Annotated in this window: 26 protein-coding genes and 1 tRNA gene; 17 read left to right on the forward strand and 10 right to left on the reverse strand. The window is 59.6% G+C overall.

Features of this window, described 5'->3' with window-relative positions:
- Positions 1 to 147: 147 nt before the first annotated feature.
- The 3 genes from BM234_RS09425 (at position 148) to rnhA (ending at position 2,968) form a co-directional block, all read left to right on the forward strand.
- Positions 148 to 696 (forward strand): recombinase family protein, encoded by a 549-nt coding sequence (locus tag BM234_RS09425; protein WP_092063765.1) that lies wholly within the window; start codon positions 148 to 150, stop codon positions 694 to 696.
- Between the two features lie 755 nt (positions 697 to 1,451).
- A complete protein-coding gene (locus tag BM234_RS09430; RefSeq protein ID WP_092063768.1) occupies positions 1,452 to 2,042 on the forward strand; it encodes a hypothetical protein in 591 nt (196 codons plus the stop codon).
- Positions 2,043 to 2,488: 446 nt separating this feature from the next.
- Positions 2,489 to 2,968 carry a ribonuclease HI gene (gene rnhA / locus BM234_RS09435; protein WP_092063771.1) on the forward strand — a complete coding sequence of 160 codons (480 nt, stop codon included), beginning with the start codon at positions 2,489 to 2,491 and terminating at the stop codon, positions 2,966 to 2,968.
- A gap of 297 nt (positions 2,969 to 3,265) precedes the next feature.
- Here the strand turns inward: rnhA and BM234_RS09440 are convergent, their stop codons facing one another.
- Genes BM234_RS09440 through BM234_RS09450 form a run of 3 tightly spaced genes read right to left on the reverse strand, consistent with a single transcriptional unit; the run spans position 3,266 to position 6,664 of the window.
- Entirely contained in the window at positions 3,266 to 4,195 is a 930-nt protein-coding gene (locus BM234_RS09440; protein WP_245752566.1) for a DMT family transporter, read from the reverse strand.
- A gap of 39 nt (positions 4,196 to 4,234) precedes the next feature.
- Positions 4,235 to 4,831, reverse strand: a complete 597-nt coding sequence (locus BM234_RS09445; protein ID WP_092063777.1) for a LysE/ArgO family amino acid transporter — start codon at positions 4,829 to 4,831, stop codon at positions 4,235 to 4,237.
- A gap of 57 nt (positions 4,832 to 4,888) precedes the next feature.
- Positions 4,889 to 6,664, reverse strand: a complete 1,776-nt coding sequence (locus BM234_RS09450) for an SLC13 family permease (protein ID WP_092063780.1) — start codon at positions 6,662 to 6,664, stop codon at positions 4,889 to 4,891.
- A gap of 338 nt (positions 6,665 to 7,002) precedes the next feature.
- On the opposite strand from BM234_RS09450, the gene BM234_RS09455 reads away from it, so the two are divergent.
- The 5 genes from BM234_RS09455 to BM234_RS09475 all read left to right on the forward strand — a co-directional run bounded on the left by BM234_RS09455 (position 7,003) and on the right by BM234_RS09475 (position 10,534).
- Complete coding sequence (locus BM234_RS09455) at positions 7,003 to 8,118, forward strand: C1 family peptidase (protein WP_175501240.1); 1,116 nt, start codon at positions 7,003 to 7,005, stop codon at positions 8,116 to 8,118.
- A 74-nt stretch (positions 8,119 to 8,192) separates the two neighbouring features.
- Positions 8,193 to 8,621 (forward strand): hypothetical protein, encoded by a 429-nt coding sequence (locus BM234_RS09460; RefSeq protein WP_092063786.1) that lies wholly within the window; start codon positions 8,193 to 8,195, stop codon positions 8,619 to 8,621.
- Entirely contained in the window at positions 8,611 to 8,931 is a 321-nt protein-coding gene (locus BM234_RS09465) for a protease inhibitor I42 family protein (RefSeq protein ID WP_175501241.1), read from the forward strand. Before BM234_RS09460 ends, BM234_RS09465 begins: the two co-directional genes overlap by 11 nt.
- 69 nt (positions 8,932 to 9,000) lie before the next feature.
- A complete protein-coding gene (locus tag BM234_RS09470) occupies positions 9,001 to 9,741 on the forward strand; it encodes a YebC/PmpR family DNA-binding transcriptional regulator (protein ID WP_092065145.1) in 741 nt (246 codons plus the stop codon).
- Between the two features lie 151 nt (positions 9,742 to 9,892).
- Positions 9,893 to 10,534 (forward strand): nucleoside triphosphate hydrolase, encoded by a 642-nt coding sequence (locus tag BM234_RS09475; protein ID WP_245752568.1) that lies wholly within the window; start codon positions 9,893 to 9,895, stop codon positions 10,532 to 10,534.
- Positions 10,535 to 10,549: 15 nt separating this feature from the next.
- Here BM234_RS09475 and BM234_RS09480 read toward each other — a convergent pair whose 3' ends face one another.
- Positions 10,550 to 11,170 carry an EF-hand domain-containing protein gene (locus BM234_RS09480; protein ID WP_175501242.1) on the reverse strand — a complete coding sequence of 207 codons (621 nt, stop codon included), beginning with the start codon at positions 11,168 to 11,170 and terminating at the stop codon, positions 10,550 to 10,552.
- Between the two features lie 231 nt (positions 11,171 to 11,401).
- Between BM234_RS09480 and BM234_RS09485 the strand changes: the two genes are divergently transcribed.
- The 3 genes from BM234_RS09485 to BM234_RS09495 are packed head-to-tail and all read left to right on the forward strand — an operon-like array spanning position 11,402 to position 14,071.
- The gene (locus BM234_RS09485) at positions 11,402 to 12,118 is read left to right on the forward strand and encodes a response regulator (protein ID WP_092063799.1); all 717 of its coding nucleotides are present in this window, start codon (positions 11,402 to 11,404) and stop codon (positions 12,116 to 12,118) included.
- On the forward strand, positions 12,115 to 13,443 hold the full coding sequence (locus BM234_RS09490) for an ATP-binding protein (RefSeq protein WP_175501243.1): 1,329 nt from the start codon (positions 12,115 to 12,117) through the stop codon (positions 13,441 to 13,443). The genes BM234_RS09485 and BM234_RS09490 overlap by 4 nt, the downstream gene beginning before the upstream one ends.
- 37 nt (positions 13,444 to 13,480) lie before the next feature.
- Positions 13,481 to 14,071 (forward strand): thymidine kinase, encoded by a 591-nt coding sequence (locus BM234_RS09495; protein ID WP_092063806.1) that lies wholly within the window; start codon positions 13,481 to 13,483, stop codon positions 14,069 to 14,071.
- Positions 14,072 to 14,105: 34 nt separating this feature from the next.
- Here BM234_RS09495 and BM234_RS09500 read toward each other — a convergent pair whose 3' ends face one another.
- The 5 genes from BM234_RS09500 to BM234_RS09520 all read right to left on the reverse strand — a co-directional run bounded on the left by BM234_RS09500 (position 14,106) and on the right by BM234_RS09520 (position 18,080).
- Positions 14,106 to 15,215 (reverse strand): beta-ketoacyl-ACP synthase III, encoded by a 1,110-nt coding sequence (locus BM234_RS09500; RefSeq protein WP_092063809.1) that lies wholly within the window; start codon positions 15,213 to 15,215, stop codon positions 14,106 to 14,108.
- A gap of 209 nt (positions 15,216 to 15,424) precedes the next feature.
- A complete protein-coding gene (locus BM234_RS09505; protein ID WP_092063812.1) occupies positions 15,425 to 16,375 on the reverse strand; it encodes a 2-hydroxyacid dehydrogenase in 951 nt (316 codons plus the stop codon).
- Positions 16,372 to 16,710 carry a tRNA-binding protein gene (locus BM234_RS09510; RefSeq protein WP_092063815.1) on the reverse strand — a complete coding sequence of 113 codons (339 nt, stop codon included), beginning with the start codon at positions 16,708 to 16,710 and terminating at the stop codon, positions 16,372 to 16,374. The genes BM234_RS09505 and BM234_RS09510 overlap by 4 nt, the downstream gene beginning before the upstream one ends.
- Complete coding sequence (proC, locus tag BM234_RS09515) at positions 16,703 to 17,518, reverse strand: pyrroline-5-carboxylate reductase (RefSeq protein ID WP_092063817.1); 816 nt, start codon at positions 17,516 to 17,518, stop codon at positions 16,703 to 16,705. Before proC ends, BM234_RS09510 begins: the two co-directional genes overlap by 8 nt.
- A 61-nt stretch (positions 17,519 to 17,579) precedes the next feature.
- A complete protein-coding gene (locus BM234_RS09520; RefSeq protein WP_092063820.1) occupies positions 17,580 to 18,080 on the reverse strand; it encodes a type III secretion system chaperone family protein in 501 nt (166 codons plus the stop codon).
- A gap of 315 nt (positions 18,081 to 18,395) precedes the next feature.
- On the opposite strand from BM234_RS09520, the gene BM234_RS09525 reads away from it, so the two are divergent.
- The 6 genes from BM234_RS09525 to BM234_RS09550 are packed head-to-tail and all read left to right on the forward strand — an operon-like array spanning position 18,396 to position 24,334.
- Positions 18,396 to 21,266: a monovalent cation/H+ antiporter subunit A gene (locus BM234_RS09525; protein WP_092063823.1), complete on the forward strand. Its 2,871-nt coding sequence runs from the start codon at positions 18,396 to 18,398 to the stop codon at positions 21,264 to 21,266.
- Between the two features lies 1 nt (position 21,267).
- Positions 21,268 to 21,621 (forward strand): Na+/H+ antiporter subunit C, encoded by a 354-nt coding sequence (locus BM234_RS09530; protein WP_092063826.1) that lies wholly within the window; start codon positions 21,268 to 21,270, stop codon positions 21,619 to 21,621.
- Positions 21,618 to 23,177 carry a monovalent cation/H+ antiporter subunit D gene (locus BM234_RS09535; protein WP_092063829.1) on the forward strand — a complete coding sequence of 520 codons (1,560 nt, stop codon included), beginning with the start codon at positions 21,618 to 21,620 and terminating at the stop codon, positions 23,175 to 23,177. The genes BM234_RS09530 and BM234_RS09535 overlap by 4 nt, the downstream gene beginning before the upstream one ends.
- Before the next feature lie 3 nt (positions 23,178 to 23,180).
- The gene (locus BM234_RS09540; RefSeq protein ID WP_092063832.1) at positions 23,181 to 23,672 is read left to right on the forward strand and encodes a Na+/H+ antiporter subunit E; all 492 of its coding nucleotides are present in this window, start codon (positions 23,181 to 23,183) and stop codon (positions 23,670 to 23,672) included.
- A complete protein-coding gene (locus tag BM234_RS09545; protein WP_092063834.1) occupies positions 23,669 to 23,938 on the forward strand; it encodes a K+/H+ antiporter subunit F in 270 nt (89 codons plus the stop codon). Before BM234_RS09540 ends, BM234_RS09545 begins: the two co-directional genes overlap by 4 nt.
- A gap of 9 nt (positions 23,939 to 23,947) precedes the next feature.
- Entirely contained in the window at positions 23,948 to 24,334 is a 387-nt protein-coding gene (locus BM234_RS09550) for a Na+/H+ antiporter subunit G (RefSeq protein WP_092063836.1), read from the forward strand.
- A gap of 383 nt (positions 24,335 to 24,717) precedes the next feature.
- Here BM234_RS09550 and BM234_RS09555 read toward each other — a convergent pair.
- Positions 24,718 to 24,807: transfer RNA gene (locus tag BM234_RS09555), tRNA-Ser, on the reverse strand.
- Positions 24,808 to 25,111 lie beyond the last annotated feature (304 nt).

Genomic DNA, 25,111 nt, shown 5'->3' on the forward strand with positions numbered 1-25,111 from the left:
TCACGATGAAATCAAAGTGCCCTTTCCCACTAGACCTTGGTTGTGCGGGAATACGTTGGGCCAGTGAAAACCTTCCCACATAAATGGGTTTGACATTTTGGGAAAAAATTCCCACAATGTCTAAGAGATCATTTGGAAGGACCCACAATGCTTATCGGTTATGCTCGTACCTCAACCTTGGACCAGAAGGCAGGACTAGAAGCACAGCGACGCGACCTCACTTCTGCGAGGTGTGAGAAGATTTTCGAGGAACAAGTTTCTTCAGTGAATGTGGAACAGCGGGTAAAGTTGGATGCCGCGATAGATTTCTGCCGTGCGGGCGACGTTCTGGTAGTCACTAAGCTGGACCGTCTGGCGCGCTCAGTGGCCCACCTCGTTACCATCACTGAAACCCTCGCAGAGAAAGGCGTGGCCCTCCGCATCCTTGACGGGGCGATTGATACGGGCACCCCGAACGGTCGCCTGATGTTGAACATGCTGGCCAGTATCGCGCAGTTCGAGCGGGAGATCATGCTTGAACGGCAGCGGGAGGGCATCGCCAAGGCGAAGGCAGATGGCAAGTATAAAGGGCGTAAGGCCACTGCGATGGCCAGAGCCGACGAAGTTAAGAAGCTGGCTGATGAAGGCATGCCGTCTCTCAAGATCGCGGAGACACTCGGCATTGGGAAGTCTAGCGTCTATCGCATCTTGCGCTAGGAGGAGGGAGAATGAAGCACGTCACTGACGTTGCAACTTGCACGTCATAACCGTGGAGGAGCACTTATTGGGTAATTCCGCGATCTTTCTGAGGGTCGCCCGATTGTGACATGCGACGATGATTTTTCGTCTGGGTGAAAGTGAATAACATACCGCCCCATCGCCTGAGACTTTCTAAACGCGATCAACAGTCTTCTCACCCCTAAGGCTGACTGTCTGCAGTTTGCTAGAAATTGCCCAGCAGGAAGCCCACGCGGCCCTCGGAGGCCATGCTGGGTTTGGCTCTTTAGCGGCCTTCGAGAGACCGCATGTAGACCATTCAGAACCGTTCGATCAATTATCCCCCAACAATGCCTTTAACAGGCGTTCCATTCCTCTGGGAGTAGCCGACGAAGTTGCCGCTCTAGCTGGCGGTGCATTTCGTCTCAGGCGCATTCCTCCAGGATGGCATGTCAACACTTCCAAGCTTGCCATGAACTGACACACCGTAGCTCCGTGAGTGCCAACCGCGCGAGCAAGGCAGGGCATATCCGTGCTTCAGATAGTGCTGGATCGCCCCCACTCCAAAAGGACCAGATCACATGCCCACCTCAGTAGAACCGGCTGGTGCCCCCAGCGCGGACCAAAAGTGCTGTTCTCGATGCGGCGAACGTTTTGAGCCGAGCCGAAAAGACCAGAAATATTGCCACTCCAACTGCCGAAAAGCTGCAACGAGAAATGCAAAGCGCGGTGACAGGTCAAAGGAGAACAAGGCCATGAATCAACGGCACTGTGCTATCGCCGCTCACCTCAGTGCGTCCCTTTACGGTGCACCGCCAAGCGAGCGGCTCGGAGTCATGAAACGCATTCTAGACTGCGCCACTGAACAGGAAGTCGGCTTCCGGGGGGCATACCTAGATGATCGTTGTGATGAAGGCCGACCCACCGCCCCTCGCATCTGGAAGACCTCGCCCGCTGATCTTCGCCGCGTGTTGACCGACCCAAAGCTTCTAGCGGCCAGCCCTACGGAAGCTAACCTGTTCCATCGCAATGCGCCCGGCTCCTACATGACGATAAGCCAAGCTGCCAACGCATACACACAAAAGTTCTTCGGTGTTTCCCTGCGCACCTACCTTCAACAAACGCGTATCGGCACCCTCAGGGAAGAACATCCGGTGAGCCATTCCACTGCTCTTGGCGCTGTGCCGCGTCTCTCCAATTTCAGGAAGGTGAAGTGCTGGCACCGACCTCTCTGCAACAAGAGGGCTGTGGTTTCGGCCTCCCAGTTCAAGGCAGACGCTGACTACGTAGACACCATAGTCGAGGCTGTTCGAGCCAAAGTAGAACCCCTTGCGACAGCAGCCTAAAACGTCCCTCCGTATATATAATAGGGAACCTTTAGGGTGCGTCGGCTTCGCCTCCTTCACAAGAAGAAGGCTTTTAGTCTCGAACCTTCAGGTGGAACCAGCTTCGCTACTCGCTTCTGAATGGGCACCTGCGACATGGCTGACACATTGCCGCTGATAGCGGCGAAGACCATAACCTCCGTGGTCACCTTAAGTTCTCCCTTTACACGGCAAAGCCGCTTTGGGTCTCCAAGGGCGAAGACCTACACCTGAGTGCCCATACCGAAAGCGCCACCCGCTTTCAGCAGGTCCTCCATCAAACTCCCCGTCAGCTTCATCCCACCCCTCGCAACCTTCGCCGACGACTGCATGGCGGGGCTGTTCCGTCGCGAACACCTCTCCCTGACGGTCGGGAGCTTTCAAGCTCAACTCCTCAACCCAAATAAAATCCTCAAGGAAAATCCCCAATGCCTAACATAGAAATCACCATCCACACCGACGGCTCCTGCATTGGCAACCCCGGTCCCGGCGGCTATGCCGCTGTTCTGCGCAGACTCGAAGACGGCAGCGAAATCAAGAAACGCATAGTCTCAGGCTGTAACGTTGAGACGACGAACAACCGAATGGAACTTATGGCGGCAGTTGAAGGACTGAAAGCGCTCAGGGCTGACGAGACAGCTAGGATAACCATCCTGTCGGACAGTCAGTACCTCGTCAATGGAATGACCAAGTGGCTCCCAAAATGGCAGGCGTCAGGCTGGCGCAAGGCAGGCGGAAAGCCCGTTGGTAACTCTGACCTTTGGCACCACCTAATTGCCGCCTCCTCAAGCCATGACGTTCGCTGGGTGTGGGTGCGCGGCCATAGGGGCAATCACCAGAACAAAGAGGCCGATAGGCTCGCATCCAGTCAGGCGCATAATGCCAATGCCCGTGCCTTCCGCCGCTAAAAACGCCCCAAACTTCACTTCAACGCGCCCCTGTCGGTCATTCGGCAGGGGCTTCCGTAAGCGAGGGGCAACGCAAAGGCTCGTCCGAAGCATCGTAAAATTAGATTCTCAGCCAATATTGATTACGCTGCCGTTGGACACGCCGTACACAGAACTCCTACACACCCCTTGCCATTCTCGAAAAATTATCTAATTATATCAACACACAATACGAAAAGGTCGAGAGTTCAATTCTCTCCAGCAGCACCATGTCCCCCTACTTCATATCTCCGCAACGCCCGCGCCGGAAGTGCCCATTCAGAGCTTCAAGGCCGCGTCGGGTGGAGTGATCGCCCGGCGTCTGAGTTGTGCCTCGCGGAAGGTGATGAAACTGACGGATGCCAGAATGACCACCCCCCCGAGAACAACGAAGGTGTCGACGCTTTCGTCGAACACGAAATATCCCAAGAGGACCGCCCAAACGAGTTGAAGGAATGTCACCGGCTGAGTGACAGTGACCGGGGCCGCGCGAAAGGCCAAGGTCATGGCAAAATGTCCAGCCGTTGCAAAGGAGGCCACGCCGAAGAGTATGGCGAGATCCCAAAGACTTACCGGCGTCCAGACAGCGAGCGCGATGGGAAAGAGGCCAATCGTCACAGTGATGGAAAGCATTCCGACGACCACTGCCGGGGAAACCTCATCCGCGGCGGTCTTGGCCAACAGGTAGGAGATTCCAAACAGGAAAGCCGTGCCAAGCATGGCGAGATGCCCTAGGTTAAGCTCTCGAAAGCCCGGGCGCAGGATGATGACTGCGCCGGCCAGCGCAATCGCAACGGCGAGGACCCTGCGCATCGCAAGGCGTTCCCCAAGAAAGAGCGCAGCCCCCAAAGTGACATAGATCGGCGAAAGGTAGTTCATCGCCGTCACCTCTGCCAAAGGGATCATTGTCATCGCAAAGAACCAAAGCGCCACTGCGATCGTATGGACAGCTCCGCGCGCTGCAAAGATGCCCCACATGCGCCGGGTTAGCCTCGTCCGGCGCAAGGCACCGATCATCGGCAGGAGAAAAACGAGTCCGAGGAGGTATCTCAAGAATGCCGCCTGCGGTGCTGGAACTTCGGGGCCGAGAAACTTTACCAAAGCCGTCACGGCAACAAAGCACAGCCCTGTGAGGAACATCCAGAAGACCCCGGCAATGGGGCGGGGCGCGGCTTTTACTGTGGCTGTTATTGTGGCTGAACTCGTCATTTCTCGCACTTGGACCGAGTCGCGACGGAGGTGCAAGGACTAGCCGAACAACAGTTTCAGAGCGATTGCCCACATCGTAATTCCGACGATGCCGTCCAGAACCGCCCATGATCGAGGGGCGGCGAAAAACGGTGCCAGCTTGCGGGCGCCGTATCCCAGCGCAAAGAAGAACACAAAGCTCGAAGTCATCGCGCCCAAAGCGAACGAAAGCCGGTCGGGGTATTGCGCTGAGACCGCCCCGAGAAGCACGACCGTATCAAGATACACATGCGGATTGAGCCAGGTTAGCGCGAGACACGTGAGCAAGGTGGCCCGGAGCGAGTGGGTGGTTTCCTTGATCGGCTCCAGCCCGTGCCGGGATTGCCATGCGGAACGGAGCGCCCTCGCGCCATATACGAGAAGGAAAGCTGCGCCTCCGAGCCGCATTACCTGCTCAAGCCAAGGCGCGGCTTCGACCAATGCCCCGAAACCCGCGACACCTGCAGCAATCAAAAGCGCGTCCGACAGGGCGCAGGTCAGGCAAACCGCGAAGACGTGCGTCCGCCGCAACCCTTGACGCAGTACAAATGCGTTCTGCGCACCAATTGCGAGGATCAGTGAAAAGGCAAGTGCGAAACCTGCGGCGGCAGCGGCCATGAAGCGTCCCTTTTTGGTCGCGGCAAAGATGCAGAACGCGCAGGTCGGGTCAAGCCACTACAGTGGCCAGAACACGAGGATCGCCGGCACCGAAACTGCGACGACAAGTATTTCCAAGGGCAACCCCATTCGCCAGTAGTCGCCGAACCGATATCCACCGGGGCCAAGCACCAGAGTGTTGTTCTTGTGACCGATGGGCGTGAGAAACGCCGAGGATGCCGCGACGGCAACAGCCATTAGAAATGGGTCGGGCGAAACATTGAGTGCCGTGGCCATGTCGATTCCAACCGGCGCCGCCACGATGGCGGTCGCCGTGTTGTTGAGTACATCCGACAAGGTCATTGTAACAACCATCAGAACGGTGAGAATGGCCCACGCAGGCCACCCAGCAGTCAGATCCACAAGTCCCTCAGCAATGAGCTTCGTGCCGCCTGCTTCATCAAGCGCGGCGCCGAGCGGGATCATTGAGCCGAGCAATACAACAACCGGCCATTCCACGTGGTCATAGACCTCTGTCAACGGAAGGATCCGAGTGAGCACAAAGGCCCCAACCACCAATCCGAGCGCGATAGGCAGCGAGACCAGACCAAAGCTCGCAGCGGCCACCGCAGCTGCAAAAAGAGCTATGGACAGACCGCTCTTCCTATTTTGCGTCACCGCCAGACCGCGCGCCGCGAGCGGCAAACATCCCAACCATTGCGCCACCTCTTGGGCGCGATCCTTCGGGACAAGCAGCAGCAGTATATCACCGGGCCGAACCGCTGTTTTTCGTACGCGGCGCACAATGCGCGCGCCCTCCCGCGCGATCCCCAAAAGCAACGTGCCCTGCCTCCACGACAGACCCACGGATTGCGCGGTACGGTCGTTCAGCCGACTTTGCTCCGTGACGACCACTTCAAGAAGCTCCACCCCCTCCCCTTCGGCGCCAAGCCGCTCTTTCCGTTCGGCCTCGGCAAAGGCAAGGCCCAGCGCGGCACGGAATTCATCTAATGCCTCGGGGCGGGCTTCAAGCAGGATCGCATCGTCGGCCCGAAGCTTGACACCACTCGCTTGTCCGAACCGGCGCTCCCCGTCGCGCAATAACCCGAGCAGCGCCACATCCGCCTTGTCGGCTGCCTCCTCCAGCTCGCCCAACCGGCGCCCGATCAAGTCGCTCTTTTCCGGCACGACAAGTTCCGCGAGATAATCAGCCAGATCTCCCGGACCCGAAATCCCCTCTTCACTTCTCTGCGGGATCAATCGCCAGCCGATCAATGCAACAAACGCCAGCCCTGCAATGGCCGCGGTCAGCCCAACGGGCGCGAAATCAAACATCGAATACCCTTCGCCCAGTTCACTGTTGCGGATGGACGATACGATGATGTTTGGCGGCGTCCCGATCAGGGTGACCATACCGCCGAGGATCGTGGCAAATGACAGCGCCATAAGGCTAAGGCCCGCAGGCCGCCCCGCCTTGCGCGCGGTGGCGATATCCACCGGCATCAAGAGTGCGAGGGCTGCAACGTTGTTCATGAAACCGGAAAGAGCCGCGCCGAGCCCACCCATGACCGAGATATGCAACCCAATCGGCCGGTCACTGTCGAGAAAGGTCCGCGTAATCACCCCGACGGCCCCCGACCGGACCAACCCCGCAGATACGATCAGGACCAGCGCAACGATGACCGTGGCGTGATGACCGAAACCGTCAAACGCATTCTCGTCCTCCACCACACCGAGCAGAACCCCGGCGAGAAGCGCGCCGAACGCAATGAAATCGTACCTGAACCGCCCCCAGAGCATCAGCGCGAAAACCGCGCCAAAGAGGCCAAACAGAATTATCTGGTCGTTTGTCATTCAGCACCTTCGCGAAAGTTGCACAGATGGGCGTCCCTGCTTGCGGGTGATTCCATTGTTAACAGAGCCCTTATTCCGTTAACGATTCCGTAAGACCTTCAAGCCTTTCACATTTTGCCCGGTTTGCGAAAAGTCGCCTTTTTTGCTATACTCAGAGTTGCATCGGGAAGATGCGACAAACTTTATTTTTGATGACGAAACGCGCGCCGGATACTGGCGCGAACCTGGACGAAAAGCCAAGATTCGATGTGCCGCAAGGCCCTGATCCGCGAGGAGGCGGGGGATGCCGTTCGGCCCGCAATCGGCTTTTCGTCCACCAATTGATAGGAGCGCCCGAAATGGCCGAACCCCTTGATCTCAAACAGCTCTCAACCGAATTAAAAGATGCCGGACAACCATGGGAAATGGACGAACGCACGTCCATGGCCATGCTCACCGAAAATGAGCGCCGGATCCGTCTTGGCTTCAACCCTCCGCCGGGCGCGCCCACATTGGATGAGGCGGTGGCGATGGACAAAGCCGCGCCCCCGGTGACCAGTGCAGTCATCGCAGCGGAGAGCGGGCTTACTGCGCCTGCTTCTTTTGACCATCGGAACGTCGGCGGAAAGAATTTCACGACACCGGTCAAGAATCAGGGCAGTTGCGGCTCCTGCGTGGCACACGGCGTTGCTGCGGTGATGGAAACGACCTACCGGCGCTCTCAGAACAACCCGAACCTCGATCTGGATCTGTCCGAAGCGCATCTCTTCTACTGCCACGGCGGCGAAGAGGGCCGGACCTGCGCCAATGGGTGGTTCCCGGATGCCGCGCTCGACAAGTGCAAGGACAAGGGCATCACGCTTGAAAGCGTCTACCCCTATTCGGGCAGCCAGCAGGCCTGCGCCGTGCCGAACGGCTGGGAAGGCAATATGGCCCGTGTCACCGGACGCTCCAAACTCAACGGGCGCGCCGCGATCAAGGAGTGGATCGCCCAAAAGGGTTCAGTCACCGGATGCTTCATCGTTTATCAGGATTTCTTCTCCTATCGGTCCGGCGTTTACAAGCATGTCTCGGGCAATCAGGCGGGCGGTCACTGCGTTGAGATCATCGGTTACAACGACGCCCAAGGCTGCTGGATCTGCAAGAATAGCTGGGGTCCCAACTGGGGCGAAGGCGGCTTCTTCCGGATCGCCTATGGCCAGTGCCAGATCGACACGTGGTACGGGCCTTATGGCGCCAACGGCGTAACGCTCAAGAGCTGGGCCAACAACGTGAAGGTCAACGGCCTCTGGACCAACGAAAGCTCGCGCAATGCTTGGGCCCATATCGCTGGCACCGGTTGGAAAAAACTCACCACGGCGTCTGATGTGCAGCAACATGCCATGCTCGCCGAGTTGATCGGAGCCAAGGCCGGAGACCGCAGTGTGCGTGCCCTCATCGACGGCAACCAGATCAAGGAGGTCTATGTGACCTGATCTGCGATAGCATTTGCGGCCGGGCCGCGCAGGCTCGGCAGGATTTGATTGTATAGTAACGAAGGATTGTTTTCATGCCCAGATCAACCACGAAAGACGCCCCCACCGACACTGCTGAAAGTGTCCGGGCGGAGACGATGAAAAGCGCCTCGGAAGGCGCACCGAAATTGGATGTGGCATCGCTTCTCGGAGATATTCGTACCGAAGAGGTGCGCGATACCCAGCCCATGATGACCCCACCAAGCGAGCCCGCGGTCGAGGTACAGGCCGAAGGCATCACTGCATGGCACAACGGCAAGAAGATTACCGCGATGTGGGCCAATAGTGCCTCGCGCAATTCCTATGCGGCCGTGGCGGGGTTGGGATGGCGCAAGCTGTCCAACGCCAACGACAGCACTTACCTGTCCATGGTGATGATGGCGAGCCATGCCGAGCAGACCAATTCGACGGTGAACCTCGAGATCAGCGCAAGCAATGAGATCACTCAGATCTATGTCTGGTGACACCATCGAGCTCGGATTGGAGGACGGCGGCCGAAAGGTCGTCGTCCGACCCGGATCGGAAATCCTCCTCCGCCTTCCGGAAAATCCGACGACGGGCTATCGGTGGAGCGCTCCTACGGATGCGGGCATCGAGCTTCTGAGCGATGGCTATGCAAAGGAAATGGGTGCGCCCGGCGCCGGCACTGAGCGTATCTTTCGTCTTCGCGTCAACGAGATGCCCCCCAAGGATCTCAACCTCATCCGCAAGCAGGAGTGGGAACCGGAGAGTACGCCGGACGCCTCTTTTGTCCTGAGGTTGTCGCCGGATTGAGGCCATCGCTTGAACATCGGGGCAACCCTTGTCTATATGTGCGCCGATCACAGCCAAGACGGGGACACCATGGCCGGCCATTCAAAATGGGCAAACATCCAGCACCGCAAGGGACGGCAGGACGCTGTCCGCGCCAAGCTGTTTTCCAAGTTTTCCAAGGAGATCACCGTCGCTGCCAAGATGGGTGATCCCGACCCCGAGAAGAACCCGCGCCTGCGGCTCGCCGTGAAAGAGGCCAAGGCGCAATCCATGCCAAAAGACAACATCGAGCGCGCCATCAAGAAGGCGATGGGCGGCGATGCGGAGAATTACGAAGAAGTGCGGTATGAGGGTTACGGCCCGAACGGTGTCGCCGTCATCGTCGAAGCGATGACCGACAACCGCAACCGTACCGCCTCCAACGTTCGGTCGACCTTTACAAAGAACGGCGGAAACCTTGGCGAAACCGGGTCAGTCGGATTCATGTTCGAGCGCAAGGGAGAGGTCACCTATCCCATTGACGCTGGCGATGCCGACGACATCATGATGGCCGCGATCGAAGCGGGCGCCGAAGACGTGGAAAGCACCGAGGAGGAACACCTCATCTATTGTGCCGATACCGATCTGAACGAGGTCGCGAATGCGCTTGAGACGCAACTCGGCGAATCCACCACGACCAAGCTGATCTGGAAGCCGACGACGACGACCGAACTCGATCTGGAGAACATGCAGAAGCTCATGAAGCTCGTGGACGCCTTGGAAGATGACGATGACGTGCAGCGCGTCACGACAAATTTCGAAGCGAGCGATGAGGTCATGGCCCAACTTTAGCCGTCGCGCCACGACGCTCTCTATTGCGCAATTGTCAGAAGCCGCCCCCCCTTGGGCGGCTTCTGTTTTCGGAGCATATGAACCAGCCCGTTGCTTGCTCAATCTCCCTGAATGGATAAGAACAAATGGAACCTCTGGCGGGAGCAAACGAGTGACCTTATCCGGGCATCACATATCAAGTTCCGATCTGGCGACGAAGTTGCATCAACGTGCTTCCGGTGGTCGCGTCCTGTGCGCTATTGCCGGGGCACCTGCTTCCGGGAAATCGACCTTGGCCGACGATCTCGCCGATAGGCTGAACCGCTCTGAGCCAGGGCTGGCCGCCGTTCTCCCGATGGATGGGTTCCATTACGACAACCTCTACCTCGAACCCCAAGGCATGCTTGCCCGCAAGGGCGCGCCAGAAACCTTCGATGTGGATGGTCTGGCCCATGTACTCGCGCGGCTACGGACCGACGATGGCTCAACCGTTGCCGTGCCGCTTTTCGACCGGTCGATCGAAATTGCTCGTGCTGGTGCTCGGGTGATACCTGCGTCGGTGCGCGTCGTGATCGCAGAGGGGAATTACCTGCTACTCGACCGCGACCCCTGGAGAGCTCTTGAACCGCTTTTCGATGTTACGGCGTTGGTGCCGGTCCCCGAGGCGGAACTGCGGCGCAGGCTAGAGATGCGCTGGGTTCGATACGGGCTTTCAGCCGCAGAAATGCGGGCAAAGATCGATGGGAATGATCTGCCCAATGGCCGGCTCATCCAAGAAGAGAGCCGGCCACCAGATTTCATCATGCAGCCCTGAAGGGCCGCCAAACTCTTAGCGACGCGGGCCGCGGTTCATCTGGCGCAGTTGACCGTCGCCGTCGCGATCCATCCGCTCGACGACGTTCCCGAACCGATTGTCCATCTCTTCGCCTGAAATCTGGCCATCTCCGTCCGCATCGAGCTTCTGAAACAGGTCCACCATGCGCGCGCGGGTGTACTCCCGGTAGAGCGTATCGAACTCTTCGATGCTCAGCGCGCCGTCGCCCGATGCATCCACTTCGCCCACCTTTGCGGCGCGGAACTCATCGACTTCTGTTTGGGTGACCGCACCGTCGCCGTCGGCATCAATCTCGGCGAAGAGCGACTGAAAGAAGCCCGGCTCCTGCATCAGGCCACCTCGGCCCATGCCGCCCATCATGCCATGGCCGCGCGGCCCCTTGGCATGATGTTCACCGTGCTGCGCGCCTTTCTCGGCGCTGCGACCTTCGCCGCCGCGGCCTCCGTTGCCTCGGCCTTCCTCACCACGGGGGCCGCGTTCCTGCTCGGCGGCTGCGGCGCTCGGGGCGTCGGGAGTTGTGGTTTCGGAGCTTTGCGCAGTGGCGATCATCGCCCCACTGCCCAAAAGTGTCGCGACAAGGAAGGCGGTCGGAATAAGTTTTGAACGGGTCGTCATGAGAGGTTCTCCTGTAAAGGTCGTCTTTGCTTTGGCTGGGCGCATCGCCCTGCCCGTTTCACATGGGGTAGTGCTCGCAGCATTCTTAGGCTGACGCGAGCAGGGCTTTGTCGTGCTTTGTCGCGGCTTGCCATTCTGATACGTTTTGCGACAACTTTCCGTCGCTCGGCCTGTGCACCCCTCTGGCGCCCACACCACCCGGACCGCTAGAACCAAAGAGAAGGGGGCCCGATGACAGACACAGCGGTCACACAAATTCTCATCGTCGATGATGCTCGCGACATCCGGGAGCCGTTGGCGCAGTACCTGCGCAAGCAGGGGCTACGCACCCGAATGGCGGCCAGTGCCGCCGAAGCACGGATTGTGCTGGACGAAGCCTCGATCGATCTGGTGATCCTCGATGTCATGATGCCGGGAGAAGACGGGCTTTCGCTTTGCCGCGCATTGGTTGCGCGCGGAGGACCGCCCGTGATCCTGTTGACGGCAATGGCCGATGAAACCGACCGGATCGTAGGATTGGAGCTTGGCGCGGATGACTACGTGGTCAAACCGTTCAACCCCCGCGAGTTGCTCGCCCGGATTCGGGCCGTGCTGCGCCGTGCCCCCCCTACCCCGCCAACCGTCGACGCCACAGAGCGACGCTTTGCCGGTTGGACCCATATCCCGGCCACGCGAGAGTTGATCGACGCAGATGGCACGCGGACGGAACTTACCTCGGGCGAAAGCCGCCTGCTGACGGTCTTTCTGGACCATCCGCGAACCGTGCTGAGCCGCATGCGTCTTCTTGATCTCACAGCGGGACGAGAGGCGAAGCCCTATGATCGCGCCATCGATAACACGATCAGCAGGCTCAGACGAAAGCTCGAAGATGATCCGAAATCACCTCGCCTTCTGGTGACCGAATGGGGCGGTGGCTATCTCTTGGCCGCCGATGTGGAGAAGGTTTGAACCCGGGCGCGTATCTTCCCCGCGGGCTGGCAGCACGGTTCGTCCTGCTCCTGACCGCGGCGCTGTTGGCCGCAAACCTCGCGGCGCTGGTCTTGCTCGCGGTGCAGAGAGAGCGGCTCGACCGGCAAGCACGGCTGACGCTGGAGGTAGAGCGGGTGGCCGCGCTGGTGCCAGCACTGGAATCGCTCGCCCCGGACCGCCGGGCGTCTCTCGTCGCCGAGGCATCTCGTCGCTCAGCCCGGGTCACGCTCTCTCAACGACCATCCTTGCGCGAAACCGCACTCGACGCGCGGTCCGAGGATCTGGCCGCCCGGCTACAGGAAACCCTGCCCGGCCGCGACATTCGCGTGCGCGTTATCGACAGACGCGAAGGGTTCCGTCAGGCACGGGCCATCGCGGTGTCAATTCGCCTGAACACACTTGCTGGACCCCGGCTATGGCTCAACCTGCGATCCGCGTCGCCCCCTCGGGAGACTTTCCCCGGCCCGAACGAAGGCTTGCTGATGCTCGGCCTCGGACTGTCGCTTCTGGCTGTGCTGGGCGTCGGGACGCTGTTTATTTCACGCCTCACGCGCCCCTTGCGCGAGCTTGCCCGCGCAGCCCGTGCGGCGGGACGCGGTGATCGCGCGGTTCGCGTACCCGAAGGTGGCGCCCGCGAAATGCGCGATGCCGCTTCGGCCTTCAACGATATGCAGGCCCGGATCGAACAGTTTGAAACCGAACGGATGCGGCTTCTGGCGGCCGTGGGGCATGATCTGCGCACGCCGATCACAAGTTTGCGCCTTCGCGTCGAAATGCTCGATGAAGAGGAAGCCGCGCCAATGATCCGCACGCTTGAGGAAATGACCGTGATGGCAAACGGTCTCATTGCCTATGCAAAAGGCACGGGAGACGCCGAACACCCCGTCGAGCTTGCACTGAGGCCATTGCTTGCCCGGCTCACCGAAACGCTCGGCGGTCGTCTCTCCCCCGGCCGAGAGGTCAGCATCAAGGGACGACCTGTCGCTCTTGGTCGTGCCTTCGGAAATCTCATCGACAATGCGACGCGCTACGGCGGCGATCCCGAAGTTCGCGTGCGGCAAGAGGACGGCGATGCCGTCGTCACGATTGAGGATGATGGCCCGGGCATCCCCGAGGACCGTATATCGGACATGTTCGAGCCGTTCACCCGTGGCGAGCCCTCTCGCAATACTGATACCGGTGGCGCGGGCCTCGGCCTGTCGATCGCGCGGGCAATCATTGCGGGACATGGCGGGACGCTGACGCTCGAAAACCGGTCGCCGCGCGGCTTGATTGCCACGGTCCGACTGTCTGCGGCTGAATAGATCTTGCATCGCGCTTCGCGCCCGACAAAAGAGGGCCATGGCAAAGCTCTATTTTCACTATTCGACCATGAATGCCGGCAAATCGACGGTTCTGTTGCAGGCGGCTCATAACTATCAGGAACGCGGCATGGCGGTATATCTGCTGACTGCCGCACTCGACGAACGCGCCGGCACAGGCCGAATTGCCTCACGGATCGGGATCGGCGCAGAAGCAGAGACGTTTTCCGAAACCGATGATCTTTTCGAGCGGATTGCCCAACGAAAGCAAAGCGGCCCTTGTGCCTGCATCTTTGTGGATGAGGCACAATTCCTCTCCGACGCTCAGGTTTGGCAACTCGCTCGCGCGGTGGATGACCTCAACCTGCCCGTGATGTGCTATGGGCTACGCGTTGATTTTCGAGGAAAGTTGTTTCCCGGCTCGGCTTCGCTTCTGGCCCTGTCGGACGAATTGCGTGAGGTGCGCACCATCTGTCACTGCGGGCGCAAGGCCACCATGGTTACACGGCTTGGTCCCGATGGACGCGCGTTGACCGAAGGCGGGCAAGTAGAAATAGGCGGAAATGAGCGCTACGTTAGCCTTTGCCGTCGCCATTGGCGTGATGCCATGGGAGAGGCGCCCGGGGCCTGATATGGCCCAAGCCCCGAGATCGCGCAGGCAAGGATCAGGCGCGCTCAACCACCACAGACCCGACCGAGTAGCCTGCGCCAAATGAGCAGATGACGCCCAGATCACCCGGAACAAGATCGTCGGAATAGTGCGAGAATGCGATGATCGACCCGGCGGACGACGTATTTGCGTAATCCTGCAGGATATTGGGTTGTTCTCCCGGCTCTGCATCCCGGCCCAACACCTTGCGACCGATGAAGTCGTTCATCGTCTTGTTCGCCTGATGCAGCCACAGCCTGCGCAGGTCGCTCGCGGCGATAGCCTCGTCCGAAAGGTGCGAAAGAATATGGTCGGAAACCATCGGCACCACTTCCTTGAAGACCTTTCGCCCGTTCTGGCGAAACTGCATGTCCCGGCGGTCGGGCAGATCCTGCCCTTCTTCACGCGCACGTCGCAAGAAACCGTTGTTGTTGCGAATGTTGTTGGAGAACTGGGTCGCGCAGCGGGTTGAGCGCACACGGAAGAATGGCCCTTGGGCATCCTCCTCACGTTCGATCAAGACCGCCGTACACACGTCTCCGAAGATGAAGTGGCAATCCCGATCCCGCCATTCCAGATGCGCGGAGCAGATCTCGGGGCTGATCACGAGCGCGCGCCGAACGCTTCCGGTCCGGATCATATCGGACGCGGTCTGAATACCGAATGTAGCCGAGGAGCATGCGACATTCATATCGAAGGCAAATCCCGACGCCCCAAGAAGCTGTTGGATTTCCACGGCGATTGCGGGATAGGGACGTTCGTGATTGGACGCAGCACAGAGCACCAAATCAACCTCCGCGCCAGTTCGCCCAGCCGAGGCCAGTGCCTTCCCCGCCGCGTCCGCTGCCATTTCAGCCATGACAGACGGCTCATCGTCCTCCCGCTCACGCAGACGGGGATGCATTATACCGGGATCGAGAATGCCACTCTTGTTCAGCACGAAACGTTGCCCGATTCCGCTCGCCTTCACGATGAATTCCGACGACGAGAGCGGTATCTGATCCGCCTCGACGCGGGACGCATTTTGCTGCGCGGCGTAGCTGTTGAAGGCTTCCACGAGTTCATCGTTCGTGATGACCTCGCGCGGGGTGAAAACCCCGGTACCGGTGATTGCTGGCTTGTGCATCGCTGTTTCCCGTATCCCAGACGTCCGGCCAGAAACGCGGACAAACGGTCGGGGTCAACCCCCAAGCCATCTGTTTCCCGTGGCGGCACTTTTTGAACATAGTCCAAAACTATGCCGCTGGCGACGTGGGAGGGGGCGGTTCACGCGACTTGATCGCGCGCACTTTGTACCGCCGCCCATCCAATCCGGCCCTAGGCAGTCGGGCGCAGCTAGACCGCGTTGGGCAAGTCCTCTCCCGCGAAGAAGGCGCGCAGGTTTTCCACCGCCATGAGTCCCATGTCCTCGCGCACCTCTAGCGCCGCAGTCCCGAGATGCGGCAGGAGCGTCACGTTCTCTCGCGCGATGAGCGCGGCCGGCACTTTCGGTTCATGCTCATAGACATCCAGTCCCGCGCCCGCGATCTCTCCGGCATCGAGCGCCGCGATCAGGGCCGCTTCGTCGACGATGTCACCTCGCGCGATATTGACGAAATGCGCCGTAGGCTTCATCGCCGCGAACAGATTGGCCCCAACGAGGTGATGGGTTTCCGAGCCACCGGGCACTGCGACCACGACCACATCGGATGCCGCGCCGACCTCTTCAAGACTCCCGAGTTGCTTTGCGGGGAAATCCATCTCCTTGGGGGAACGATTGTGGTAGACAATCTGCATGCCAAACCCGAAATGCGCGCGCTTCGCGATGGCCTGACCGATGCGGCCCATACCGAGGATGCCGAGGGTCTTGCCGCTCATGTGCTGGCCCAGCATCTGCACAGGGTGCCACCCGTCCCACTTGCCGGTTCGCACCAAACGCTCCCCCTCGCCGGCTCGACGGCAAGACATGAGCATCAACGTGAGTGCGATATCGGCCGTCGCGTCCGTCACCGCGCCGGGAGTATTGGTGACGGCGATGCCCACAGCGCGAGCGGCATCAACATCGATATGATTATAGCCGACCCCAAAATTTGCGAGGATCCGGCACCGATGGCGTCCCTCCTCGAAGATCGTCGCGTTGAACATATCGCCAAGCGTGGGCAACACCCCATCATAGAGCGCCAGAGAGGCACGCATTTCCGCGCGGCCCATCGGCGTCGTCTTTTCGCGAAGTTCGATTTCGAAGTGCTTCTCCGCCTCTGCCAAGACTTTATCAGGCAAGGGCCGTGTCACCAGTATTCTCGTCAATGCATCTTTCCTCCCAAAGGCACTTTCAGATCAGGTCCGATCAGCACGACCTCACCATCAGCGTCGGGCAACCCAAGCACGAGGACTTCCGACATGAAAGGGCCGATCTGTCGCGGGGGAAAGTTCACCACCGCCAGCACCTGTTTTCCGACCAACGCCTCGGGCGTGTAATGCGCGGTAATCTGTGCCGAGGATTTGCGCTCACCTATATCGCCACCAAAATCGATCCAAAGTTTGAACGCCGGTTTGCGCGCCTCGGGAAAGGGTTCGCTCCGCAGGATACGGCCTACACGAATGTCGATTTTCTGAAACTCGTCATAACTGATCTCAGCCACGCGAAAGCTCCCTCGATCGCTCGGCTGCCGCGCCGATCGTGCGGATCATGAGGGGTGGCAGCCCATTCTCCTTGTTCATGAGTTGCTTCAGCCCGGCCTGTGTCGTGCCGTTGGGGCTGGTGACGTTCTCGCGAAGAATGGCCGGGCTTTCCTCCGCGGATCTGGCCAATGCGCCCGCACCGGCCACGGTGATCTTTGCCAGTTCAAGCGCCAATTCTTCCGACAGCCCCTGCGCCACGCCAGCGGCCGTCATGCACTCGATCATATGAAACACGTACGCCGGGCCGGACCCGCTCAGCCCGGTCACCGCATCCATCTGCTCCTCGGCCTCAAGGCGAACAACCTCCCCGATCGCGCGCAACAGTTTTTCGGCAAGATCGAGGTGCCCCTCACCGGCGCGATCATTGCCGATCATCGCGGTGATCCCCTGCCCTATGGCCGCCGGGGTGTTGGGCATTGCGCGGATGATCGGCGCTTTCGATCCCAAGTGCCGCTCGAACGTGGCGAGGGAGGTTCCGGCAGCGACGGATATGAAAAGCGTCGCCCCTCCGCCCATCGCCGCTAGGTCGGGCAATGCCTCCGTCATCATCTGCGGTTTGACGGCGATCAGGACGACGGCTGGAGTTTCGGGAAGCGGTGCGTTGACGCGAATTCCGGCCTCCGAAAGCCAAGGCGCAGGCGACGGATCGCGGACCCAGACAGCTTCGGGAGGAACCCCGCCATCGATCCAACCGCGCAGCATGGCCGATCCCATCTTGCCGCAACCTATCAGCACCAAGCCTCTTCGGGCGACGTCCTCAAACTCCATTCGTTCCTCCTGCTCCCTGCTCATCGCAATCACGTCCGCCGCCTCTGCGATCCCCGGCGGCTCAGGCGCGACCGTAGGCTTCGGCAATGGCGACTTGAAGCGCTTCTGCGGGTGTGCTCCCGCTCCAACTCACGAGTTGGAATGCCGGATAGAACCGTTCCGCGTTGAGAACAGACGATGTAATCAGGGTCGCGATCTGTTCTGGCGTCGCCGCCTGCCCTCCGGCAAGAACCAAGCCGTACCGAAAGACCATGAGCTTCTCACGGTTCCACCAAGAGAAAGCTCCGGTCCAGCACTGCTCGTTCACAAGGTTGAGAAGCTCATAGAGCTCACCGGCCTTCTCTCCGGGAGGCTCCATTTCGAAGGTACAGACAAGGCGCAGCGTCTCGTCATATCCGGACCAGGCAAGCGTGATTGAATACGTGCGCCACTGACCCTCGACTGCCATGGCGATTTGATCGTCACCGATACGGTCGAATTCCCACGCATGATCTGCGGCAAGGTTTTCGACGATGTCGATTGGGTGAATGTCGTCGTCTATGAACTGCTCGGACAGTGCCATTGGGCCACCTCATGTGCTATAGCGCCCGGGACGAATAGCACCCCAAGCGCTCGGTGCCGTCTCAAGACAGGGCAGAAACTGCACCCTGACTTACCAAATATGGTGGGGTCAAACCCAGGCACGTGTAAAGCAAAATCTTGGGGATATCCCCGACAAGTTGTGGATAGAGAGCCGTTTGGCCCAATATGAGCGATGCTGTGGGGCGGCCCTTTCAAACCACTCTGGTGTCTGGGCGACATAATGCCACGCTCAACAGGTTTTACCTCGGGGCGCGACTGTCTAAAGATTGACCAAGGGGATTCGCGGGGAGAGACAATGAACAACGCCAGCCTTTTGCCCATCATGGCGCTGCTGCCGTTCCTAGGGGCGCTTGTCCCAGGGTTAATGATACGGGCGGGTCGCACCGCCTGCGCCACGTTTACCGCCGTTCCAACCATTCTCGCCCTCGTCATGTTGGGCCTCTGCGCTCCGGACGTGTTTCGCGGAGAGGTGCTCCAGATCGAATTTGAATGGCTCCCCGCACTTGGGCTGTCGGTCAGTTTCTTTCTCGATGGATTGGGGCTTCTCTTTGCGGGCATGATCCTTTTCGTGGGTTTGCTCATCACGCTCTATGCCCGGTTTTACCTGTCTGGAGATGATCCCGCGGGTCAATTCTTCACCTATCTGTTGCTGTTTCAGGGCGCGATGCTCGGTATCGTTCTGTCCAACAACATATTGCTCCTGCTCATTTTCTGGGAATTGACCTCCCTCTCGTCCTTCCTTCTGATCGGATATTGGACCCACCTCCCCGAAGGGCGGCAGGGCGCACGTATGGCGCTGACCGTCACGGGCATGGGCGGGCTTTCGATGATCGCGGGAATGCTGATCCTCGGCAATATCGCGGGCAGCTATGAGTTGACCGATATCCTGGCCGCTGGCGATGCGATCAAATCATCGGACTATTATCTGCCTGCTCTGCTGCTCATCCTCGGCGGGGCGTTCACGAAATCGGCCCAGTTCCCGTTCCACTTCTGGCTACCGCATGCCATGGCCGCACCAACCCCTGTTTCAGCCTACCTGCACTCGGCAACAATGGTGAAAGCGGGCGTGTTTCTCATGGCGCGCATGTGGCCCGCACTCGCAGGTACGGATGCATGGTTCTACGCGGTGGGCACCGTGGGGCTCATCACCATGGTCCTCGGCGCGCTCATCGCGCTGTTCAAGGATGATCTGAAGGCATTGCTGGCTTTTTCGACCGTGAGCCATCTTGGATTGCTTACCATGATGCTGGGTTTCGGGACCGAAGCTGCGGCAATCGGGGCGGTCTTTCACATCATCAACCACCTGACCTTCAAGGCCGCTCTCTTCATGACCGCAGGTATCGTGGATCATGAGGCGCATACGCGCGACATCAAACGCCTTGGCGGCTTGCGTCACCTCATGCCGATCACATTCGTGATCGCCGTGATTGCCGGGCTGTCTATGGCCGGAATCCCGCTTTTCAATGGCTTTCTCTCCAAGGAACTGATGCTGGAAGAGGCCGCGCATACCGACTGGCGCGGAAGCCACTATGCCGTACCCATCCTTGCGACCCTCGGTGCGCTGCTATCCGTGGCCTATTCATTCCGGTTCATCTCTCACACCTTCTTCGGCCCTGTACGCGACGATTACCCTGCAAAGCCTCACGATCCGAACTTCGGAATGTGGGCGGCGCCGGGCTTGCTCGTCGTGCTGGTCCTTTTGATCGGGATCTTCCCCCAAGCCACCGTCGGCCCACTCGTCGAACTCGCCGCGACGGCCGTGGTCGGGCATGAACTGCACCACTGGCACGACCTCAAGATCTGGCACGGGGTCACGCCCGCTCTCATCATGTCGGCCATTGCGGTGCTCGGCGGTCTGATCCTGCTGGCCCTTCATCGCCCCCTTGAGCGTCTGTGGAATGCTGTTCCGCGCCCAGAAGCCAAAGTCATCTTTGACCATGTCGTTGGCTGGGCGGTCGCGGGATCCGATTGGATCGCGCACAAGACCCACAATGGCGCGATTTCGCGGTATCTGGCGATATTCGTCGTCTCGACGCTGGCCCTTGGCGCGATCGCGGCCAGTGGGGGCGGCCTCGCCCCGGCAACACGCGCATTGCTACCTGTACCACCTCTGGCATGGATCGGGTTCCTGCTGCTCGTCGTCGCGGCCATCGCCGTTGTGCTGCTCCACAGAGAGCGGTTCCTGTCTCTCATTTTGATCAGCATCGTCGGGCTCGGCGTTTCCGGTGGCTTTGTATACCTCTCCGCCCCGGACCTCGCACTGACGCAGATCTCGGTGGAAACGGTCACCATCATGCTGATGCTGTTGGCCCTGCACTTCCTGCCCAAATCAACGCCGGCAGAGTCAGGCATTTTCCGCAGGGTCCGCGACGGTGCCATCGCGCTCGGGGTGGGTGGAGCGGTTGCCAGCCTTACCTTCGCCTTCCTCCTGCGGGACTTCAGCAGCATTTCCGAGTTTCACCTGACCCAATCCAAGGTTGGTGGCGGCGGTACCAACGTGGTCAACGTGATCCTCGTCGACTTCCGTGGCTATGACACCTTTGGCGAGATCATCGTTTTGGGGATCGCGGGGCTGATAATCTATGCCCTGATGCATGCGCTGCTGGACGGACCCGCGGCGCGGCGCCTTCGCAACTGGGAATTCACACAGGAAAGATCTCGGGACCGGCACCCCATGCTGATGGTCATCGCCACCCGCGTGATGCTCCCTATGACGGCCATGGTCGGTGTCTACATCTTCCTGCGCGGCCATAATGAGCCCGGCGGCGGGTTTGTCGCGGGCCTGATCATCGCGATTGCCCTTCTGATGCAGTATATGGCCTCTGGTTTCGGCTGGGCGCAGGAACGTCAGCGCATCGAATACCACGCCATGATCGGGTGGGGGGTCGCGATTGCGGGGCTGACCGGCACGGCCGCATGGCTGTTCGGAAAACCCTTCCTGACCAGCAGCTTTGGGTACTTCCACATCCCGCCGATCGAAGAATTCGAACTCGCCACCGCGATGGCCTTTGACCTCGGCGTTTTCCTCACCGTCCTCGGTGCGGTGATGCTCATGCTCTACAGCCTGAGCCGGATCGCCCGGTATGCTGGAGAGACCGTCAACACCGCGGCGATGGATTACGATCCGTCCCAAGGTATCCGCGAGACCACCGAGGAGGAGCGCTGAGATGGAGCTTATCGTAGCTGCAACCGTAGGTGTGCTGACCTCCGCCGGGATCTATCTGATCCTGCGGCTCCGCACCTTCCCGGTCATTCTCGGGATGGCAATGCTCTCCTACGCGGTCAACGTGTTTCTCTTTTCGACCGGACGGCTCGCGACGGGAATGCCCCCAGTACTCGATCATCACGCAAAGCATGTGGATCCGTCCCTCTACACGGATCCGCTGCCGCAGGCTCTGGTTCTGACGGCCATTGTTATCTCCTTCGGGATGACCGCCGTGCTCGTGCTGATCTCTCTCGGGGCCTTTCTCGAAGCCAAGCACGACAAGATCGACATTTCGGATGAGGAGGCCGACGCATGAGCCACTGGATCATCGCGCCCGTTATCCTTCCTGCGCTGCTCGCGCCGCTCATTGGTTTCGTGATGCGGCACGACAAGGTGCTTTCGCGCAGCGCTTCTGTTGCGGGGTGCGTCGCGCTCGTCGTTATCGCGTTGGGGCTGCTGAACATGGCCGCCGACGGCACGGTTCATGTCTACCGCCTCGGGGACTGGCCCGCGCCCTTCGGCATCGTGCTGGTTCTGGACCGGTTGTCGGCCCTGATGGTCCTCCTGACATCCGTGCTGGCGCTGATCGTCCTTCTGCACGTGATCGGAACGGACTGGGATCAACGTGGGCGGCATTTCCATGCTCTGTACCAGTTTCAGTTGATGGGGATTTGCGGGGCCTTTCTGACGGGGGACGCCTTCAACCTCTTTGTCTTCTTCGAAGTTCTCCTCATCGCGTCCTACGGCTTGATGATCCACGGGGGCGGGCAGGCTCGACTGCGGGCCGGGCTGCAATACGTCGTCATGAACCTTGGCGGTTCGACACTGTTTCTCTTCGCCCTCGGCACCCTCTATGCCGCAACAGGCACCCTCAACATCGCCGATCTTGCGGTGAAGGTACGGGAAATCCCGCTGGAAGATGCAGCCATCCTGCGTGTGGCCGCGATCCTGCTGCTTGTGGTCTTTGCCATCAAGGCCGCGCTCTTTCCGGTGCAATTCTGGCTACCGGGGACCTATGCCAACGCCCCTGCCCCGGTAGCGGCTCTCTTCGCGATCATGACCAAGGTGGGCGCATATGCCATCCTGAGGTTCTACACCGTGATCTTTGGCCCTGATGTGCCCGCGATCGGCGATATGCCCGAACTTTGGATCAAGATCGGCGCGCTCATCACCATCGCGGTCGGGGCCTTCGGGGTGCTCGGTGCGCGGCGGCTCATGCCGCTGATCGCTTTCTCTGTGGTCGGCTCCATGGGCACACTGCTTCTTGCGATCGCGGTATTCACCCCGCAGTCGGTCACCGCCGCACTCTACTATCTGTTGCACTCGACCTTCGCGGCGGCCGCGCTCTTCCTGATTGGGGACCTTGTGACCACGCGGCGGGGCGCGAGCGCGGATAGTCTTCTACCGGCACCGCCAATCGCGAATAACGGCCTTCTCGCCGCTGCTTTCTTTATCGCGGCCATCGGCATGGCGGGAATGCCTCCTATCAGCGGCTTCCTGGGCAAGCTTCTCATACTCGATGCGTTCCAGGGGCAGGCGCATCAGGCTATCGCTTGGGCCGCCATTCTGGTCACGTCCCTCATGGTCATCGTCGGCTTTGCCCGTGCGGGCAGCCTGATATTCTGGAAAGCCGAGGGCGTCGTCGCGGTCGATGGGCACGGCGCACTCACCGAGACACCAGCGCCTGTTCCAGTCGCGGGACCATCCCAACCGAATGTAGGGATAGCCTTCGTGGCTATCGGCGCCTGCCTGTCGATGCTCTTCCTTCTCAGCATCTTCGCAGGTCCCGTCACCTCGTATCTCACGGCAACCAGTGCAGAGCTTTTCGATCCCGCCGCATATGTCGACGCGGTCCTGAGCGGGGGGAACTGATCCATGTTGAACCGTATTCTGCCTCATCCTTACCTGACCCTGTTGCTGACAATCTTCTGGCTGCAACTCGTGAACAAGGTAACCTTGGGCAATGTGCTTTTGGGATTTGCGCTTGCCGTAATCATTCCCGCCATGACCGAGCCCTATTGGCCCGACCGCCCCCGCGTCCGGCGGCCATTCAGGGCCATAAGCTATGTTGGCTTGGTCCTTTGGGACATCGTGCTCGCCAATATCGAAGTTGCGAAAATCGTGCTTTTCAAACCTGCGGCCGATATTAGATCCCAATGGGTAAGTGTCCCGCTTGATCTGAAATCCCCCGAAGCGATTGCGGTCCTTGCCGGCACGATCACCCTTACGCCGGGAACGGTCTCTGCAATGCTCGCAGCCGATGGGGGCGCCATCCTTGTTCACTGCCTTCATACCGATAATCCCGACGCTGTCCGGGACGAAATCAAAACCCGATATGAAGCCAGACTGAAGGAGATTTTCGAATGATCGCCTACGCCCTGATCTTCGCGTTCCTGTGCTACGGGATCGGCCTTCTTTTGACCCTCTGGCGGATCGCGACCGGCCCCGATCCCGCTGATCGCATTCTTGCCTTGGACACGATGGTCATCAACGTCATTGCATTGCTCATCCTCTACGGGATGTGGCAGGGCACCGCAGTCTACTTCGAAGCGTCGCTTCTTTTTGCGATGGTCGGATTTGTCTCCACCGTCGCCTATTGCCGCTTCATCCTGCGCGGCGACATCATCGAATAGGAGCGCGCCATGCTGTCAGAAATCTTCATCTCCGCTCTGCTCGTCATCGGTGGCGTGTTTGGACTAGTCGGCTCTTACGGGCTGGTAAAACTCCGCGATGCGATGCAACGGCTTCACGCGCCCACCAAGGCGACGACTGTGGGCATAGGCGGCATTCTCTGTGCATCGATCGCCATCGCGTGGCTCGAACGCGGCGTGGCATCGACCCACGAATTGCTCATCACACTGTTCCTCTTCGTCACCGCCCCGGTGACTGCGAACTTCATCGCCAAAGCCTATATGCACCGGAACATTGAGGCCGCCAGCCTCCCCCAAACAGAGACCTCCTGCGGCTGGGCGGGCTACGCCCCTCCCCCGGGAGAGAACGAACCACCGAGCGGCGACAAATCGAATTGAGCTAAGGTTTCGCTCCCAACAGGTAGGCGAATGGAGGCGCATGCGGAGTGAAGGCCAAGACTCGGTGAGGGAGGTCATAGGCAACAATCATGTCCCTGTTTGGAGCCCCCTCCATCGCCGCCCCTGCGATGCGCCGCGGAAAAGATCAGACAGGCCACCGCCGTTTTTCGAACTCTGACTCACGCAGCACAGCAGAAATCGACGGGTCCTGAGCGATATGCTGACACTTCTGCGCCGCTCGCCTCTAACCCGTGGAAGGGTAAAGCAGGTCTAGCGAACGCCTTGACCCAAAGGAAAAAGGTAGGCTCGCAGCTCCATGGGCGCGAGCTCCACTTTGCGTCACGCTTATTTGCCCAAATCTAAGCCGTTGATTTAAAGGATTATGGCGGAGACGAAGGGATTCGAACCCTCGAGACGGTTTCCCGCCTACTCCCTTAGCAGGGGAGCGCCTTCGACCACTCGGCCACATCTCCGCCGACCCGTTTAGAGGGGCATGGACCGAGAAACAAGCCAAAAAAGAAGGCTTGGGGATTGATCTACACCCATACCAAGAATTTCATTTCTCATCAGGGTCACGGCGAAATATCTAGCTAAAATCAACCGGCGCAGATCACCTCCATGAGTAAAAACTAGCGACGCTCAATGTCATCAGGCGAAGCAGCAAGTGAGGACTAACTTTATGTACTGACAGTGGACTGGTTGCGGCCTCTGGCCTCCACTTTCCCCGAATCTTTTGGCGTTCGTTGGTTCAAGACGAACGTTTGGGTTCATCGACTG

Source organism: Poseidonocella pacifica (genome assembly GCF_900111875.1).
In the GTDB taxonomy this organism is placed as follows: domain Bacteria; phylum Pseudomonadota; class Alphaproteobacteria; order Rhodobacterales; family Rhodobacteraceae; genus Poseidonocella; species Poseidonocella pacifica.